The organism is Noviherbaspirillum sp. FW303-A3 (assembly GCF_058788695.1).
This window is the reverse complement of record NZ_JBYTAZ010000001.1, coordinates 4,017,097-4,034,103: the sequence shown is the minus strand read 5'-3', so window position 1 is coordinate 4,034,103 and position 17,007 is coordinate 4,017,097. Positions and strand designations below refer to the sequence as shown.

At 62.3% G+C, this 17,007-nt stretch carries 15 protein-coding genes and 1 tRNA gene; 13 read left to right on the top strand and 3 right to left on the bottom strand.

Going from position 1 to position 17,007, the window contains the following annotated elements:
- Nucleotides 1-13 precede the first annotated feature (13 nt).
- The gene (locus AC3WOY_RS19420) at nucleotides 14-1,729 is read left to right on the top strand and encodes an ArnT family glycosyltransferase (protein WP_492429366.1); all 1,716 of its coding nucleotides are present in this window, start codon (nucleotides 14-16) and stop codon (nucleotides 1,727-1,729) included.
- A gap of 50 nt (nucleotides 1,730-1,779) precedes the next feature.
- Complete coding sequence (locus AC3WOY_RS19415; protein ID WP_492429365.1) at nucleotides 1,780-3,099, top strand: MATE family efflux transporter; 1,320 nt, start codon at nucleotides 1,780-1,782, stop codon at nucleotides 3,097-3,099.
- Here the strand turns inward: AC3WOY_RS19415 and AC3WOY_RS19410 are convergent.
- Entirely contained in the window at nucleotides 3,077-5,032 is a 1,956-nt protein-coding gene (locus AC3WOY_RS19410) for an APC family permease (protein ID WP_492426711.1), read from the bottom strand. The genes AC3WOY_RS19415 and AC3WOY_RS19410 overlap by 23 nt on opposite strands.
- Nucleotides 5,033-5,161: 129 nt before the next feature.
- Here AC3WOY_RS19410 and AC3WOY_RS19405 point away from each other — a divergent pair.
- From AC3WOY_RS19405 to AC3WOY_RS19390, 4 genes are all read left to right on the top strand, one after another.
- A tRNA-Leu gene (locus AC3WOY_RS19405) sits at nucleotides 5,162-5,248 on the top strand.
- Nucleotides 5,249-5,393: 145 nt separating this feature from the next.
- Nucleotides 5,394-6,305, top strand: coding sequence for a 5'-nucleotidase (locus AC3WOY_RS19400; protein ID WP_492426709.1), 912 nt, complete (start codon nucleotides 5,394-5,396; stop codon nucleotides 6,303-6,305).
- Nucleotides 6,306-6,464: 159 nt separating this feature from the next.
- Complete coding sequence (locus AC3WOY_RS19395; protein WP_492426707.1) at nucleotides 6,465-7,682, top strand: PEGA domain-containing protein; 1,218 nt, start codon at nucleotides 6,465-6,467, stop codon at nucleotides 7,680-7,682.
- Nucleotides 7,683-7,697: 15 nt separating this feature from the next.
- Nucleotides 7,698-8,480, top strand: coding sequence for a TssQ family T6SS-associated lipoprotein (locus tag AC3WOY_RS19390; RefSeq protein ID WP_492426705.1), 783 nt, complete (start codon nucleotides 7,698-7,700; stop codon nucleotides 8,478-8,480).
- Between the two features lie 68 nt (nucleotides 8,481-8,548).
- Here AC3WOY_RS19390 and AC3WOY_RS19385 read toward each other — a convergent pair whose 3' ends face one another.
- Nucleotides 8,549-10,858, bottom strand: coding sequence for an NADP-dependent malic enzyme (locus tag AC3WOY_RS19385; protein WP_492426703.1), 2,310 nt, complete (start codon nucleotides 10,856-10,858; stop codon nucleotides 8,549-8,551).
- A gap of 261 nt (nucleotides 10,859-11,119) precedes the next feature.
- Between AC3WOY_RS19385 and AC3WOY_RS19380 the strand changes: the two genes are divergently transcribed.
- The 7 genes from AC3WOY_RS19380 to AC3WOY_RS19350 all read left to right on the top strand — a co-directional run bounded on the left by AC3WOY_RS19380 (nucleotide 11,120) and on the right by AC3WOY_RS19350 (nucleotide 16,099).
- Nucleotides 11,120-11,593 carry a rubrerythrin family protein gene (locus tag AC3WOY_RS19380; protein WP_492426701.1) on the top strand — a complete coding sequence of 158 codons (474 nt, stop codon included), beginning with the start codon at nucleotides 11,120-11,122 and terminating at the stop codon, nucleotides 11,591-11,593.
- A gap of 41 nt (nucleotides 11,594-11,634) precedes the next feature.
- Entirely contained in the window at nucleotides 11,635-11,799 is a 165-nt protein-coding gene (locus AC3WOY_RS19375) for a rubredoxin (protein WP_492426699.1), read from the top strand.
- A gap of 29 nt (nucleotides 11,800-11,828) precedes the next feature.
- Complete coding sequence (locus tag AC3WOY_RS19370) at nucleotides 11,829-13,004, top strand: FAD-dependent oxidoreductase (RefSeq protein WP_492426697.1); 1,176 nt, start codon at nucleotides 11,829-11,831, stop codon at nucleotides 13,002-13,004.
- 34 nt (nucleotides 13,005-13,038) lie between these two features.
- Entirely contained in the window at nucleotides 13,039-14,007 is a 969-nt protein-coding gene (gene thiL / locus AC3WOY_RS19365) for a thiamine-phosphate kinase (protein WP_492429364.1), read from the top strand.
- Nucleotides 14,004-14,528, top strand: coding sequence for a phosphatidylglycerophosphatase A family protein (locus AC3WOY_RS19360; RefSeq protein WP_492426695.1), 525 nt, complete (start codon nucleotides 14,004-14,006; stop codon nucleotides 14,526-14,528). The genes thiL and AC3WOY_RS19360 overlap by 4 nt, the downstream gene beginning before the upstream one ends.
- A 210-nt stretch (nucleotides 14,529-14,738) precedes the next feature.
- The gene (locus tag AC3WOY_RS19355) at nucleotides 14,739-15,224 is read left to right on the top strand and encodes a CinA family protein (RefSeq protein ID WP_492426693.1); all 486 of its coding nucleotides are present in this window, start codon (nucleotides 14,739-14,741) and stop codon (nucleotides 15,222-15,224) included.
- Complete coding sequence (locus tag AC3WOY_RS19350; RefSeq protein ID WP_492429363.1) at nucleotides 15,224-16,099, top strand: alpha/beta fold hydrolase; 876 nt, start codon at nucleotides 15,224-15,226, stop codon at nucleotides 16,097-16,099. The genes AC3WOY_RS19355 and AC3WOY_RS19350 overlap by 1 nt, the downstream gene beginning before the upstream one ends.
- Before the next feature lie 15 nt (nucleotides 16,100-16,114).
- On the opposite strand, the gene pyrF is transcribed toward AC3WOY_RS19350, so the two are convergent.
- On the bottom strand, nucleotides 16,115-16,942 hold the full coding sequence (gene pyrF, locus AC3WOY_RS19345; RefSeq protein ID WP_492426691.1) for an orotidine-5'-phosphate decarboxylase: 828 nt from the start codon (nucleotides 16,940-16,942) through the stop codon (nucleotides 16,115-16,117).
- Nucleotides 16,943-17,007: the final 65 nt, after the last annotated feature.

Below are 17,007 nucleotides of genomic sequence, written 5' to 3'. Positions count from 1 at the left end.
GCCAATGGCACAGTTGAAGCCAGTCCGTCTCCCCGCATCCGCCACGAACGCGCTTCCCCGCTGGGCCCTGTTTGGGCTTTGCCTGCTCTACATCCTCCCCGGCCTGTTCGGCCGCGATCCCTGGAAGACCGATGACGCCGCTGCTTTCGGCGTCATGTGGACGATGGCGAATGGCGGCCTCGATGACTGGCTCTGGCCGCACATCATCGGCCTGCCCTTCGCCGACAAGGGGCCGCTGGCATTCTGGATCGGCGCACTGTGCATCAAGCTCTTCGGCCCGCTGATCGGCGACCCGCTCGCCGCGCGCATCGCCACGGCCGGCTTCTTCCTGCTGGGCTCCCTTGCCGTCTGGTACACCACCTACCTGCTTGGCCGCCGCCCGGAGGCGCAACCGCTGCGCCTGGCATTCGGCGGGCAGCCGGAACCCAGCGACTATGGCCGCACCCTTGCCGATGGCGCGCTGCTGATCTATCTCGGCTGCCTCGGCCTGCTGCTGCACAGTCATGCGACGAGCACCGAAGCGTTGCAGGTGTCGATGATCGCCCTGTCCCTGTACGGCGCGACCCGCCTGTTTGAAGTCCGCTCGGTCGCATCCGCCGCAATCCTCGGCCTCGCCCTTGGCCTGAGCATCCTTGCCCGCGGCTGGGTGGCGCCGCTGGCCTTGTGGCTGGGACTCGTCCTGCTGGCATCGCTGCGCGACCGCGCGCTGATCTGGCGCCTCATGCTGGTCTCGCTGCCGGTTGCGCTGGCCGTCGGCGGCAGCTGGATTCTCGTCTGCAAGTTCGTCCGCCCCTTCAACAGCTCCCCGTTCGATGCGTGGATGCTGTGGAACTACCGCCAGCTCGGCATGCCCTCCTGGAACTCACTGCGCTTCTTCGTGAAGAACGGCATCTGGGCCGCATGGCCGGCATGGCCGTTCGCCGGCTGGGCCGTCTACGCATGGCGGCGCCAATACCAGGCACCGCACGTCACGCTGCCGCTGACCTTTTTCATTACCGCCGCCCTGCTCGCCCTGCTCAACCAGCATCCGGACGAAGGCGTGCTGCTGCCGATGCTGCCGCCGCTGGCCATCCTTGCCGCATTCGGCCTGCCCACCATGAAGCGCGGCGCCATCAATGCCGTGGACTGGTTCTCGGTCATGACGCTCACCACCTGCGCCGCCTTCATCTGGCTCGGATGGATTGCCAAGCAGACCGGCTGGCCCGCCCAACTGGCGAAGAACGCATTCAAGCTTGCGCCAGGGTTCAAGCCGGAATTCAATCTCATCGCCTTCGTTGTCGCCATTCTCGGCACCATTGGCTGGTTTGCCCTGGTGCACTGGCGCGTGTCGCGTCGGCCGTCCGTGCTGTGGCGCGCGGTCGTGCTTTCGTCCGGCGGCGTCATTCTGTGCTGGCTGTTGCTGATGACGCTGTGGCTGCCTTGGATCAACTACGGCAAGAGCTACGCAGGCGTCGCACGCCAGATCGCCGAGAAACTTCCTTCCGGCCAGTATTGCGTTGAAACCAATGTCGGCCCGGCGCAGCGCGCTTCCTTTGCCTACTTCGGCGGCGTACCCTTCGCGGAATTTGAAGATGGGCGCTGCAACTATCTCCTGCTCCAGGACAACAGGCGGAACAAGGACGATTCGAAGCTGCTCAAACGTGCGGGCGAGCAATGGCGTCTCCTGTGGGAAGGCCGACGCCCTGCCGACCGCAACGAACGCTTCCGCCTCTACCAGCGCGTAAATTGACGCAAGACCGCCCGAATCACACCCTCCGCATCGCCGCTCTCGCCTGGCCGATGCTGATCGGGCAACTGGCCGTGATCGCCAATGGCGTCATCGATACCGCGATGACGTCGCGGTTTTCCGCCACCGACCTGGCAGCACTGGCGCTGGGCGCGTCGATCTACATCAGCGTCTTTGTCGGATTGAACGGCGTGCTTGCCGCCATTTCGCCAGTGATCGGTCAGCTGTTCGGTGCGGAGCGATACGAGAAGATCGGCGCCGAAGTCAAGCAAGGCGCATGGCTCGCCCTCTTCCTTACGCTGGCCGGCTGCACCGTGCTGCTGTTCCCGCAACCCCTGCTTTCGCTCGCACACGCTTCACCTGAACTCAGCGAGAAGGCGACCCTTTACCTGCGCATCCTCGCGCTGGCCTTGCCCGCGACGATGGGATTCAGGTTGTACGCATCCCTCAACACCGCGATCGGCCGCCCGAAGATGGTCATGTCGCTGCAGGTCGCTGCGCTTGTGCTGAAGGTGCCGCTCAATGCACTGTTCATCTTCGGCGGGCTCGGCCTTCCGGCACTGGGCGGCCCGGGATGCGCACTCGCGACCGGCATCACGGTATGGCTGACCTTCATCGTCGGCTTCCTCATCCTGCGTTTCAGCGAGTCGTACCACGGCTTCCGTATTTTCAGGACCGGGTTTGTACGGCCCAGATGGGAAGCCATGCGCGAACTGCTCAAGCTTGGCATCCCCATGGGGTTGAGCTATCTGATCGAAGTCACCGCCTTCGCCTTCATGGCGCTGTTCATTGCACGCCTCGGCGATACGACTGTCGCGGGTCACCAGATCACGGCCAATTTCGCCACCGTGCTCTACATGCTGCCCCTATCCATCGCAAACGCGACCGGCACGCTGGTTGCTCAATCGATCGGCGCACGCCAGCCGGATGTGGCGCGGAAGGTCGGATACGCGGGCATACGGCTCGCTGCCGTGCTTTCGGTCACGATCGGATGCATCGTGTGGATCGCCCGCGACCTCATCGTCCGCGCCTATACGCCGAACGAAGCAATCATGGCGACGGCACTGCCCCTGTTCGCCTTCATCGCGTTTTACCAACTGTTCGATTCGGTGCAGGTCACCACCGCCTTTGTGCTGCGCGCCTATAAGGTGGCCGTCGTGCCGACGCTGATGTATGCCGTGGCGCTTTGGGGAATCGGCCTCGGCGGGGGATACGTGCTGGGGCTGAATCCGTTCGGCATCAGCCCCGCCAGTCTCCAGGGCGCAGCGGGATTCTGGATGGGCAACAGCGTTAGCCTTGCCCTTGTCTCCGCAGGATTGCTCTGGTATCTCCGCGTAGTGCAGCGCGAGGCTAGACTTTCATCGGCAGGATGACCATCTGCAAGCTCTCGAAATGCAGGCGCCGCTGGATCGCCAGTGCCGCCTGATTGTGCAGCAGGCGCGTAAACCAGTTGTCGTGCTCGAAGATCAGCTTGCTGGTGAAGAAGATGGAGCTCGGGTATTCCTTGTTGATGGTTTCGCACAGCTTTGTGACTTCGTTTACCACATCGGTGCCGAAACCGAGGTAGGCCGACGATGCCATGCCATGAGAATGGCAGAAATCAACGAAGAACTTGAGCGTGGCATTCGCCTCCGCCCGCATCTGCTCAACCGCGCCCTCGCCACCGTATGCATGCGCATCCACAGTACGCGCATTGACGAAGATGAAGTTCTTGAAATGGCCGGGGAACATGCGCTGCACCCACAGCAAGGCATGCAAACCACCGCCGCGCGAGGAACCGACGATGAATACCGCCGTCTGGTTGTTCGGGTCAGGGTCAACCGCGCCGGCATGCGAGCCGAAGGGTTGGTTGGCGAACACCTGGTCGACCATGTGGATCGCATCCTTCGTCTGCCGGTAGTGATTGCGGATCCAGATACACAATGCCGCAATCGCGCCGATGATGACAGCCGCCGCCCAGCCGCCGGCCCTGAATTTCTCCACCAGCAGCACGGTCAGGATGCCCGCGCAAATCATGAAGCCGGTCAGCGACAACAGGAAGCGGCGGAACCAGTATTGCTGGCTGCGGCGGTTCTGCCACCAGTACAGGCACAGGCCGTAGAGCGAAATCGCAAAGGTCAGGAATACCGATACCGAATACAACACGACCAGCAGGGTCACGCTGCCGCCGGTCCAGAACAGGATGGCCAGCGCGGCGACGCCCATCACGAGGATGCCGTTCTGCGTGACGAGGCGGGTCGAGAGGTAACGGAATTTGTGCGGCACCCAGGAGTCGGCCGCCATGTTGGACAGCACCGATGGGCCGCCGAGGAATCCGGTATTGGCGGCAACAAACAACAGGCCGGCCTCGAACGCGAGCACGACGATCAGCAGGATGCGGTTGGTCCAGTCGCTGAACCCGATGCTCTCGATGATCGCCTTGAAGGTGGAAGCGTTGAGCGTCTGACCGACAACAGGTTTGGCGTCCCACAGGAGATAGAGCAGGATGATGCCGCTCGCGGTAAAGGCGAGCGAAAGCGCCATGTACACCATCGTCATCTTGCCGGTGCGCACGCGCGGTTCGGCGAGGATGTTGACGTTGTTGGAAACGGCTTCGAGGCCGGTGTAGGTGCCGCCACCCTGCGAGTAGGCAAGGAGGAGCATGCCGGCGATGCCGATCCAGCCGATGTCCTCGGCGAGGATCGACGTTTCGTTCAGCGTATTTGGAACGAGGTCGGGCAGGTTCGATGCGTGCGCGAAGATGCCGTAGACGATCAGGACAAAATGGGTAAGAACGAATCCGAGGAAGACCGGCAGCAGCACGCGGATCGCTTCCTTCAGGCCGCGCAGGTTGAGGATGATGAGCACCGCGATGAAGAACGCCTCCGCCCACAGCTTGTACGCATGGAATCCGAGCGGCAGCAAGGACGCCAGTGCTTCCACGCCGGCCGCAATCGAGATCGCAATCGTCAGCACGTAGTCGAGGATCAGCGCACAGCCCGCGACAAGTCCGAGGTAGGGTCCGACGAGATGGGATGCGACCCGATAGCCGCCGCCGCCCGTCGGGAACAGTTCGATGACCTGGTTGTAAGCCAGCGCGATCACGAAAACGGTGACGGCGGTGGCGATGGCGAGGTACAGGCCGAGCTGGGTATGGGTGCCCAGTGCGCGGAAGGTTTCTTCCGGACCGTAGGCCGAAGAGGACAAACCGTCCGCCCCCAGTCCGACCCATGCGAGGAATGCCACCAATGCCAGCGAGTGGCGCGTCTCGGACTTCATCGGATCCAATGCCTTGCCGAGCACGATCTCGCGGATTTTGGACTTCATTCTTTTGTTATGGAGCTGTCTAATCGAATCTGGCGATGATACGCCTAACAATTCCCCTCTGCCAACGTTGGCGGGGGCCGCGCTGTTGCTCGATCGCTGCAAATCAGCGATAATGCGCGCTTGTGTGTCGCCGAGATGGCGGAATAGGTAGACGCACGGGACTCAAAATCCCGCGGTGGTGACACCGTACCGGTTCGATTCCGGTTCTCGGCACCAAATTTCAAATGTGAATACGCACCCGATGAGGTGCGTTTTTCATTTGGCGAGCATTTCGCAGGATCGCGTTTTTCCAGTGTGTTTATAATGCATGCCAACTGCGCCCCCTTCCACATGGCGCATTGATTGTCTTCACACACTCCTGATGCCTGTTTCCCTCGATAACCTTCTCGTCGTTGGCATTTCGTCGCGCGCCCTGTTCGACCTGGAAGCGGAAGAAGCCATTTTCCGCAACGAGGGACTGGAGGCGTATCGCAAGCACCAGCTCGAGAACGAAGGCGAGATCCTGAAACTCGGCGCCGGCTTTGCGCTCGTGCGCGCATTGCTCAAGCTGAACGCGCTGGTACATAACCGGCGCTTCGTCGAAGTGGTCATCATGTCCCGCAATTCGTCGGAGACATCGATGCGCATCTTCAACTCGATCAAGCACTACGACCTGGATATCACCCGCGCCGTCCTCTCCGGCGGCGCGCCGCTCTCGCCCTACCTGCGCGCGTTCAATGTCAGCCTCTTCCTGTCGCTGCATGAGGACGACGTGCAATCCGCGATCAATTCCGGCGTGGCCGCGGCAAGGCTCTACCAGAAGCCGGAGAATGCCTTCGAAGAACTGGGCCAGATCCGCATTGCTTTCGACGGCGATGCCGTCATCTTCTCGGACGAGTCGGAACGCATTTTCCAGACGCAGGGCATCGAGGCCTTCGAGCACCACGAGCGGGAAAACGCGCTGAAGCCGCTGCCGGAAGGCCCCTTCGCGCGGCTACTCAAGGCGCTTTCCTACATCCAGAACAATTTCAAGTCGGCCGATGGCCGTTCGGTGCCGATCCGCACCGCCCTGGTTACTGCGCGCTCGTCGCCGGCTCATGAACGGGTGATCCGGACTCTGCGCGCCTGGGATGTCGCGATCGACGAAACCTTTTTCATGGGCGGCGTGGCCAAGTCCGACGTCCTGGCGGCTTTCAAGCCGCATATCTTCTTCGACGATCAGCCGGGTCATTGCGATCGCGCAGCGCCGCTCGTTCAGACCGGCCTGGTTCCAACCCGCAGCATCGAGCCGTAATCGGCAAATTCTTGACAAAAGATACTTTCCGGAAAGACAGGCATCGCCTATCTTAAAGAAAGTTGCTTTCTCAAAATAATTCTTCACATCAACAAATTCAGGGCAACGGGGTAGAATTGCGACAATAGACATTTCCGCATTGCAATTTCATCATTTCTCATGAGCGACGGCGCACCTTCGTTAAAGCAACTGAACCGCACCTTTATCGGAAGCGTGCTGTTCATCGACATCGTCGGCTATTCAACACGTACGGTGCCGGACCAGCTGGAAATGAAGGAATTGTTCAACACCATGCTGGCCGAAGCGGTGCAGAATGTGGTGTCGAGCGAACGCCTGATGGTGGATACGGGCGACGGTGCCGCCATCGCTTTCCTGGGCGACCCGGAGGATGCGCTGTTTGCGGCACTTTCGCTGCGCGACTCCATTGATGCAGCGGGCAGCGCCGTGGGCGACCCCGGATTCGTCCGGATGGGCATCAACCTCGGACCGCTGAAAGTCGTGCGCGACATCAACGGGCATACCAACATGATCGGCGACGGCGTCAACGATGCCCAGCGCGTCATGAGCTTCGCCGAACCTGGACAGGTGATGGTGTCGCATTCCTATTTCGACATCATTTCCCGCTTTTCGCGCGACTATGCCCAGCTCTTCGTCTACGAAGGCACGCGCCAGGACAAGCATGTGCGCGATCACGAGGTCTATCGCTTCGGCCCGCCCAAGGACAACGAAGACCTGACCGAGAAGCTGCGCGACCGCTCGCGCGCCCGGAATACCTTGCCTGATGCCGAGGCGATCCCGCCGCAATCCGCTGCGCAGAATTCCGCCCTTCAGGCCGGGAGGAAAAACCATGAGAAACGCACCGGCTTGCGCCCGGGATTGATCGCCACGGCAGTCGGCGCCACCACTCTCGTCGGCGCAGTATGGTCGTGGACAGGCCAGCCTGCGCAGCCGCCGAGCACGGCTGGCGTCACGGCTGATTTCCAGGCTCTTGGGAATGATGTCGGGTATCGCCCGCGAGTCGAACCGGCAAAAGCGGCAGATATCAGGGCCGACGTCAAACTCGCCGCCCGGAATCCGGACACGACGAAGAAACCGGCCCAGAGAAACGCGGCACCGGACGACGCCGGCGAAAAGCCGGAGACTACGGTCAAGCCGTCCGAACCGCCCGCCAAGCCAGGCGCGGTCAAGCTTGCTATCCAGCCGTGGGGCGAAGTCTATGTCGACGGCGCAAAACGCGGCGTCACTCCGCCGATGAAATCGCTCAGTCTCGCACCGGGCAAGCATCACATCGAGATCCGCAACGGCGGCTTCGCCCCCTACAAGGAAACAATCGAGGTCAAGAGCGGCGGTGACATCACTGTCCAGTACGTCTTCTGACCGGAGTACACATTTATGCAATGCATGAAACTTGCCGCGCTGCTGCTGGCAGCCTTTGCCGCCGGTTGCGCACAAGTCCCGACACAAACCGACGGCAGCACAAGGCCCATCCTTTCCGCTCCTGAAGCCCAGTCGCAGTACCAGCAAGGACTGGCAAGCTACCGCGAAAACCGCTTCGACACAGCACTGGGCAACCTTGCCACTGCCGTTGCCAGCGGCAATCTCAAGCCTGCCGAAGCAAACAATGCGCGCAAGCACATGGCGTTCATCCACTGCGCCGCCGGACGCGAATTGCCGTGCCGCGAACAGTTCCAGGCGATCCTGCAATCCGACCCCGGCTTTGACCTGGCGCTGGCCGAATCAGGCCACCCGCAGTGGGGGCCGGTGTGGCGCTCTGTGAAGGGAACGGTGGAGGAAAAGCGCGCCTTGTCGAAGGCAAGCAGCGCGAGCGCAACCCCTGCGCAGCAAAAGCTGGCCGAGGGCATCAAGGAATATGAGGCTGGCCGCTACAAGGAGGCGCTGGAGGCATTGCAGGCAGCGCTCAAGGCGGGCCTGCCGGCGAAAGCAGACGAAATGCGCGCGCACAAGTACACCGCGTTTGCCACCTGCCTGACCGCGCGGGCGAAACAGTGCCGCGCCGAGTTCAAGCTGATCTTTGCGAAGGATCCGGCATTCGAACTGCTGCCGTCGGAAACCGGCCATCCTGCATGGTCCTCGGCGTACCGGAGCGAAAAGACCGCAGCCGCGAAGAAGGCCGGCACACCCAAGGCGGACAAGAAACAGCCGCCTGCACGCTAAATCAACCTCAAATAAAAAGAAGCCGCTCCTCGCAAAAGGAGCGGCTTTTTTCTTTGGCAACGCGGTGTTTATCGATCCGCGACGACATCCATCACGCACAGCGCGGTCATGTTCACGATACGGCGGACAGTGGCCGACGGCGTGAGGACATGGACAGGCTTGGCACAGCCGAGCAGGACCGGGCCGATGGCGATACCGTTACCCGCGGACATCTTCAACAGGTTGTACGAGATGTTGGCGGCATCGATGTTCGGCATCACCAGCAGGTTGGCGTCGCGCGTGAGCGGCGAGTCCGGCATCATCGACTTCAGCAAGGCCGGGTCGAGCGCGGTGTCGCCGTGCATTTCGCCGTCGATTTCCAGGTCCGGTGCACGCTCCTTGATGATCGCCAGTGCGGCGCGCATCTTCTTCGCGGACTCGCTGTTGCTGGAGCCGAAATTCGAATGCGACAGCAGCGCGGCGCGCGGTGCGATACCGAAGCGGCGCATTTCTTCTGCTGCCATGATGGTGATCTCGGCCAGCTGTTCCGCCGTCGGGTTCTCGTTGACGTGGGTATCGACGATGGCGACCTGGCGGTCCGGCAGGATGAGCACGTTCATCGCGGCATAGACGTTCGCGCCTTCACGCTTGCCCAGCACCTGGTCGATGTAGTGCAAGTGCAGGGGCACGGTGCCGAAGGTGCCGCAAATCATGCCGTCGGCATTGCCGCGGCGGATCATCATCGAACCGATCAGCGTGTGGCGGCGGCGCATTTCCAGCTTGGCCCACTGCTCGGTGCCGCCCTTGCGGCGGGTAATCGCCAGGTACTCTTCCCAGTACTCGCGGTAACGCTCGTCGTATTCCGGATTGATGGTTTCGAAATCGATATCGGGACGCATGCGCAGGCCGAACTTTTCGATGCGTTGCGCCAGCACCGCGGGACGGCCGACCAGGATGGGCTTGGCCAGCTTCTCGTCGATCACCACCTGCACTGCGCGGAGGACGCGCTCTTCCTCGCCTTCGGAAAACACGATGCGTTTCTTGCCGGCGGGCGCCTTCTTGGCAACCTGGAAGATCGGCTTCATGAAGGTGCCGGAACGGTAGACGAACTGCTGCAGGCTGGCAGCGTACGCCGCCATGTCCTTGATCGGACGCGATGCGACGCCGGACTCTTCCGCCGCCTTCGCGACCGCCGGGGCGATCTTGATCATCAGGCGCGGATCGAAGGGCTTCGGAATCACGTATTCCGGGCCGAAGGACAGGTTGCTGATGCCGTAGGCGGTGGCGACGATGTCGGACTGCTCGGCCTGGGCCAGGTCGGCGATCGCATGCACCACGGCGATTTCCATTTCGCGCGTAATCGTGGTCGCGCCGCAGTCGAGCGCGCCGCGGAAGATGTACGGGAAGCAGAGGACGTTGTTGACCTGGTTCGGGTAGTCGGAACGGCCGGTCGCGATCACGGCGTCGTTGCGCACGGCCTTCACTTCTTCCGGCAGGATTTCCGGGGTCGGGTTTGCCAGCGCCAGGATCAGCGGCTTGGCGTTCATCTGCTTGACCATTTCCGGCTTGAGCACGCCACCGGCGGACAGGCCGAGGAAGATGTCGGCGCCCGGGATCACTTCAGCCAGGGTGCGCGCGCTGGTTTCCTGCGCGAAGCGCTCCTTGTCCGGATCCATCAGTTCGGTGCGGCCCTTGTAGACCACGCCGGCCAGGTCGGTGACATAGATGTTCTTGAGCGGGAAGCCGAGGTCGACAATCAGGTCCAGACAAGCGAGCGCAGCAGCGCCGGCACCGGACACGACCAGCTTGCATTCCTCGATCTTCTTGCCGACCACTTTCAGGCCATTCAGCAAGGCCGCGCCGACGATGATCGCGGTGCCATGCTGGTCGTCGTGGAAGACCGGGATCTTCATGCGTTCGCGCAGCTTGCGCTCGATGTAGAAGCACTCCGGCGCCTTGATGTCTTCGAGGTTGATGCCGCCGAAAGTCGGTTCCAGCGCCGCAATCACGTCGATCAGCTTGTCCGGGTCGTTTTCGTTGATTTCGATGTCGAACACGTCGATGCCGGCGAACTTCTTGAACAGCACGCCCTTACCTTCCATCACCGGCTTCGAGGCGAGCGGGCCGATCGGGCCGAGGCCGAGCACGGCGGTGCCGTTGGTGATCACGGCGACGAGGTTGCCGCGGGCGGTGTATTTGAAGGCGTTGGCGGGGTCGACGACGATTTCTTCACAGGCGGAAGCGACACCGGGGGAATAGGCTAGTGCGAGGTCGCGCTGGTTGGTGAGCTGCTTGGTGGGGGTGACGCTGATTTTTCCGGGGGTGGGAAATTCGTGGTACTCGAGAGCGGCCTGGCGAAGCTGTTGGCGGAGTTCTTCTTTTTGATCGGGAGATTCCATGATGTGGCCGTCCTTTTTAGCTTACGGAAAGCTTACGATTTTATCAGATGAAATTGTGCGTTCTTATACGTATTTATCCTAGTCGATACAGGCGCGGAATGAGTTTTCCTTCGAAAAAAACGAAGAATCCTGAGCTCGATCATTGGAAATACGATTAACTATCGAAAACATAGGAACAATCAATTTTATTTATCAATTATCGATAGCTATCATTCTCTCCAAGTTGATTGCATTCAATTAATCGCTTAAAGGAGAGAAAACATGGCAAACCAACATTCCGTCACCATCCAGAACCTCGAAGCCGCCTTCGCCGGCGAATCGATGGCCCATATCAAATACCGCTATTTCGCCAAACTGGCCCGCGAAGCCGGTGCGGACGACGTCGCGAAGATTTTCGAGGAAACCGCCGAGCAGGAAGTGATGCACGCGTTCGGCCACCTCGACCTCCTGTATCCGAAAGCAAAGCTCTCCCCGGCAAAGGCGCTGGAAATCGCGATCGAAGGCGAGACCTATGAGTACACCGAGATGTACCCGAAGTTCCGCCATCTCGCCGTCCAGGAAGGCAATGACGCGGCGGTGGCCGAGTTCGACGAGCAGATCGCGGAATCGAAGGAACACGCCGACAACTTCCGCCGCACGCTGGAAATCGCCGCCAAGCGCTTCGCCGCGCTGGCCAAGGTGGAAGAGCGCCACGCGAACAATTACCGCAACGTGCTTGCCGCCACGGCGAAGTAAGGTTCCGGCCACATAAACGACATCAGACAGAGAGGATCACCATGAAGACATATCAGTGCATCGTTTGCGGTTTCATTTATGACGAAGCGGCCGGCATGCCGGAAGACGGCATCACCCCGGGCACGCGCTGGGACGACATTCCGGCCGACTGGGAATGCCCGGACTGCGGCGTGGCAAAAGCCGATTTCGAGATGGTCGAAATCTGAGCATCATTACCGATACCGGCAAGGAAAACATGAAACCCGTCATCATCATCGGCACCGGCCTCGCCGGCTACACCCAGGCGCGCGAGTTCCGCAAGCTGGACAAGACGACCCCGCTGTTCATTCTCACGGCGGATGACGGCGGCTTCTATTCGAAGCCCATGCTGTCGAACGCGTTTGCGCAAGGCAAGCGCGCCGACCAGCTTGTCACCCAGACCGCCGTGCAAATGGCGGGACAACTGTCAGCCACGATCATGACGGGCACCAGGGTGCTCGGGGTCGATACGCGGGCGAAGACCGTGGGAACCAGCAGCGGCACCTTCCCGTACGACAAGCTCGTGCTTGCCGTCGGCGCACAGCCGATCCGCCTTGTCATCAACGGCGATGCCGCTGACCAGGTGGCGTCTGTCAACAATATCGCGGACTATGCGCACTTGCGCGAGAGGATCGGCGAGCAGGCGCGGATCGCGGTCATCGGCGCAGGGCTGATCGGATGCGAGTTTGCGGACGACCTGGCCAGTGCCCGGCATCGCGTTACCGTCATCGACCCCAATGAGCGACCGCTCGCCGCGCTGGCCGCACCCGCCTTGTCGCACGGCCTGCATGCCGCGCTGGCGCAGCGCGGCGTCCATTTCTGTCTTGGCACGACCGTCACCCGCGTGGAACACAAGCATGATGCGCTCGATGTCGCTCTCGCGGACGGCCGCAGTCTCGACGCCGACGTGGTGCTGTCCGCCGTCGGGCTGCGCCCGGACCTGCGGCTGGCGCATGCATCCGGGTTGCACACGGCGCGCGGCATCGTGGTCGATGCGCAGGGACGCACGAGCGCCCCCGATGTGTTCGCCCTCGGCGACTGCGCGGAGTACACCACCGAGTCGGGTACGCGCATCCTTCCCTACGTCGCCCCGATCATGACTGCCGCGCGGGCCATCGCCCGGACACTCTCCGGTGAACCGACCGACATCGAACTCAAGCCATCGCCGGTCATCGTGAAGACGCTGTCCTTCCCCATGGCGCTGATGCCGCCCCCGGCGACGCCGAAGGCCGATGGCGCATGGCATGAAACCCAGTATGGCGAACGCATCGTCTGCCGCTACTACAACGGCGAGGGAACGATGGTCGGCTTCGGGGTTGCGCCACAGGAAGCCAACATCCGCCAGACGCTGCTTGCCGAGCTGGGTTCGAGCAGGGCCACGCTCGCCGCCTGACGCGAGGGCAGCACACGATTGGTACAATCGCGTCATGCTGTCCGAATTCGACCTGATTGCGCAATACTTCACCCGCCCGGTGCGAGACGCCGGGCGTGTTGCATTGGGCGTGGGGGATGACTGCGCGCTGGTCTCCCCTTCCCACGGCATGCAACTGGCCATTTCCTCCGACATGCTGGTGGAAGGCCGTCACTTTTTTCCCAACGCCGAGCCGCGTTCGCTGGGCCACAAATGCCTGGCGGTCAATCTTTCCGACCTTGCTGCGATGGGTGCCCGGCCGCTTGCATTCACGCTGGCGCTCGCGCTGCCCGGAGCACGCGCCGAATGGCTGGCCCCGTTTTCCGAGGGCATGCTTGCCCTTGCCGACCTGCACGGCTGCGAGCTGGTCGGCGGCGATACCACGAAGGGCCCGCTCAACATCTGCATCACCATCTTCGGGGAAGTTCCGCCCGGGCAGGCCTTGCGCCGCGACGCGGCGCGGCCGGGAGACGACATCTGGATTTCCGGCACGCTGGGCGACGCGCGGCTGGCGCTGGCGGGATACAGGAACGAACTGACGCTGGCGCCTGAAACGCTCGCCGCCGCCGCGCCGCGCATGCATGCGCCGACGCCGCGGGTCGCACTCGGCCTGGCCCTGCGCGGCGTCGCCCGCGCGGCGATCGACATTTCCGATGGACTGGTGGGCGATCTCGGCCACATCCTCGCCCGTTCCCGGGTCGGCGCGACGCTGTGTACCGACGAACTGCCCGCCAGCGCCGCGCTCGCCGGCCAAAGCCGGGAATTGCGTCGTCGCTTTGCGCTCGCAGGCGGCGACGATTACGAACTCTGCTTTACCGCCCCGGCCGACCGGAGGGACGACGTCCTGGCCGCGGCGCAGCTGTCCGGCACGCCAGTGACCCGGGTTGGCCGGATCGACGACAACGCGGGACTGCGCCTGGTCGATGCGTGCGGCGCGCCGCTCGACCTCCAACTGGCGTCCTTTGACCATTTCGCCTCGCCATGAACACACTCGATCCCGGACAGACCGCTTACGTCACCAAGCCCAACGCGCGCTTCATGCTGTCGCATCCGGCCCATATCCTTGCCCAGGGCTTTGGCAGCGGCCTGTCGCCCGTCGTCCCCGGCACCACGGGCACGCTGTTCGGCTGGCTGGCATTCGCCGTGCTGTCCATGCGCTGGCCGGAATTCTTCACCCAGCTGAACTGGACCATCCTCATTGCCGCCGGCTTCGTGATCGGCATCTGGGCGTGCCACAAGACCGGCCGCGACATGGGCATCGCCGACCACGGCAGCATGGTATGGGATGAAATCATCGCGTTCTGGATCGTGATGCTGGTGCTGATGCCGGCCAGTTTCTCTACCCAGTTCTGGGCTTTCCTCTGGTTCCGCTTTTTCGACATGGTCAAGCCGGCGCCGATCGGCTATTTCGACCGCCGCTTCAAGGGCGGCTTCGGCGTGATGTTCGATGACCTGGTCGCGGCCTTCTATACCCTGCTGCTGTTCGCGGCCTGGCGTTCGCTGTAAAAAAAGCGCGGCCGGGTTGGCCGCGCAAGCTCGAACTCTCACTCCTCGCAAAAGGCCTGCGTCGCACCGCAAGCCATGCTGGAAGTCATTCTGCGCCAGGCCGACCATGATTTCGTTGAGAAATATCACACGCGAAGCGTGCCGCGAACGCTTCTCGCCCCGGTGGTAAAGTAATCCCTCCCACGCGGCGCAACGAGACTGGAAGCACACATGGACAGTATCATCGATCTGGCAACCCGGACAGGAATGGCACTCAAGGCCAAAGGCCTTCTTCTTGCGACCGCCGAGTCATGCACTGGCGGAGGAATCGCGCACGCCATCACCGAGATCGCCGGTTCGTCCGAGTGGTTCGACTGCGGTTTTGTCACCTACTCCAACGCATCGAAAACCCGTCTCCTGAACGTTCCTGCCGCGATCATTGACCAGTACGGCGCAGTGAGCGAGGAAGTCGCCGCCGCCATGGCCGAAGGCGCCCTTGCCAACAGCAACGCGCAGGTCAGCGTCTCCACCACCGGCATCGCCGGACCGGGCGGCGCGGTGCCGGGCAAGCCGGTCGGCACCGTGTGTTTCGGCTGGACCTGCAACGGCAGGACGGTCACCGAGCGGCTGGTATTTGCCGGCGACCGCCGAACGGTGCGCGAACAGACGGTCATCCATTCCCTGCAGGGACTCCTGCGCCACCTGGAGAACGCATGATGCTTGAGAACTTCAAACAACAGCAGTTGCAGGTCAACGGCGTCACCATCAATTTCCGTCACGGCGGCGACGGCCCGCCGATGCTCCTGCTGCACGGTTTTCCGCAGACGCATGTGATCTGGCACAAGGTGGCGGACGCGCTGGCGCGGAAATACACCCTGGTCATGCCCGACCTGCGCGGCTATGGCGACTCTTCCCGTCCGCCGGGACTGCCCGACCACAGCAATTATTCCAAGCGGGTGATGGCGCAGGACATGGTCGAACTGATGCGGGCCCTCGGACATGAATCGTTTTACCTGTGCGGCCACGACCGCGGCGGCCGCGTGTCGCACCGGCTTGCGCTCGACCACAAGGCGGCGGTCAGGAAACTGATGATCCTGGATATCTGTCCGACGCGCACCATGTACGAGGCGACCGACAAAACCTTTGCGACGCTCTATTACCACTGGTTCTTCATGATCCAGCCGGCCCCGGTTCCGGAAACGCTGATCGGCAACAGCGGCGCCTTTCTGCTCGAAGCCTCGCTCGCCAACTGGGGGTCCAACGGCGAGAAATTCATCGACGACGCGACGATGGCCGAGTACCGCCGCTGCTTCTGCCGCCCGGATGCGATCCATGCCGCGTGCGAAGACTATCGCGCCGCGGCCAGCATCGACCTTGAACATGACCGCGACCATGAGACCAACCGGATCGCATGCCCGGTCCATGTGCTATGGGGCGAGCATGGCGTGGTGGGACGGCTGTTCAAGCCGCTGGAAGACTGGCAGGTGAAATGCGAGCTGCCGGTGACGGGGAAGGCGGTGCCGGGCGGGCATTTCATCCCCGAGCAGGTGCCGGACCTGCTGCTGGAAGAAATGCTCGCGTTCTTTGCGTGAGGCCCGGCCTGAGGATTACTTCCGGAAGGCGTTGATGGCGTCGCGCGTCTCGATGGCGACGCGGCGCGCTGCCTTCGCAAAATCCTCGCCCGCCTGTTCATCGGCCTTCGCGTACAGGATCGCGCGCGAGGAATTGATCATCATGCCGGTGCCGGCCACCGTCCTGCCGGCCTTCACCGTCGCCTCCACATCCCCGCCCTGCGCGCCGACGCCCGGCACCAGGAGCGGCATGTCGCCGACGATATGGCGCACCTGCGCCAGCTCGTTCGGGAAGGTCGCGCCGACCACCAGGCCGCACTGGCCGTTGGTGTTCCACTTGTCCGCAACCAGTTGCGCGACATGCTGGTAGACGGGTTTGCCATCGGCAGTCAGGAATTGCAGGTCGGAGCCGCCGGGATTGGACGTGCGGCACAGGACGATCACGCCACGGTCTTTCCATTCGAGATACGGTGCCACGGAATCGAAGCCCATGTACGGGTTGACCGTCACGGCGTCCGCGCCGTAACGCTCATACGCTTCGCGCGCATATTGCTCGGCGGTGGCACCGATGTCGCCGCGCTTGGCATCGAGCACGATGGGAATCTGCGGATAAGTCTTGCGCAGGTAATCGCAGATCGCTTCCAGCTGGTCTTCTGCACGCAACGCCGCGAAATACGCAATCTGGGGCTTGAAGGCGCAGGCGGTGTCCGCCGTTGCGTCGATGATCGCCTTGCAGAAGACATAAATGGCGTCCGGTTGCTGCTTGAGATGCGCGGGGAACTTCGCCACGTCCGGATCGAGGCCGACGCACAGCAGGGAATTGTTGGCCGTCCACGCGGCGGAAAGTTTGTCGATGAAGGTCACGGTAACCCTTGGGGGAGAACAGTTGGCACAAAGCGCATTGTAACGCGCCATGCTATCGTTTCGGC

Coding starts and splice junctions, on each gene's coding strand:
- AC3WOY_RS19355 (WP_492426693.1), top strand. CDS start 14,739: ATGGACAGTATCATCGATCTGGCAACCCGGACAGGAATGGCACTCAAG.
- AC3WOY_RS19375 (WP_492426699.1), top strand. CDS start 11,635: ATGAAGACATATCAGTGCATCGTTTGCGGTTTCATTTATGACGAAGCG.
- AC3WOY_RS19385 (WP_492426703.1), bottom strand. CDS start 10,858: ATGGAATCTCCCGATCAAAAAGAAGAACTCCGCCAACAGCTTCGCCAG.
- AC3WOY_RS19360 (WP_492426695.1), top strand. CDS start 14,004: ATGAACACACTCGATCCCGGACAGACCGCTTACGTCACCAAGCCCAAC.
- AC3WOY_RS19380 (WP_492426701.1), top strand. CDS start 11,120: ATGGCAAACCAACATTCCGTCACCATCCAGAACCTCGAAGCCGCCTTC.
- AC3WOY_RS19370 (WP_492426697.1), top strand. CDS start 11,829: ATGAAACCCGTCATCATCATCGGCACCGGCCTCGCCGGCTACACCCAG.
- thiL (WP_492429364.1), top strand. CDS start 13,039: ATGCTGTCCGAATTCGACCTGATTGCGCAATACTTCACCCGCCCGGTG.
- AC3WOY_RS19350 (WP_492429363.1), top strand. CDS start 15,224: ATGCTTGAGAACTTCAAACAACAGCAGTTGCAGGTCAACGGCGTCACC.
- AC3WOY_RS19400 (WP_492426709.1), top strand. CDS start 5,394: ATGCCTGTTTCCCTCGATAACCTTCTCGTCGTTGGCATTTCGTCGCGC.
- AC3WOY_RS19410 (WP_492426711.1), bottom strand. CDS start 5,032: ATGAAGTCCAAAATCCGCGAGATCGTGCTCGGCAAGGCATTGGATCCG.
- AC3WOY_RS19390 (WP_492426705.1), top strand. CDS start 7,698: ATGCAATGCATGAAACTTGCCGCGCTGCTGCTGGCAGCCTTTGCCGCC.
- AC3WOY_RS19415 (WP_492429365.1), top strand. CDS start 1,780: ATGCTGATCGGGCAACTGGCCGTGATCGCCAATGGCGTCATCGATACC.
- AC3WOY_RS19395 (WP_492426707.1), top strand. CDS start 6,465: ATGAGCGACGGCGCACCTTCGTTAAAGCAACTGAACCGCACCTTTATC.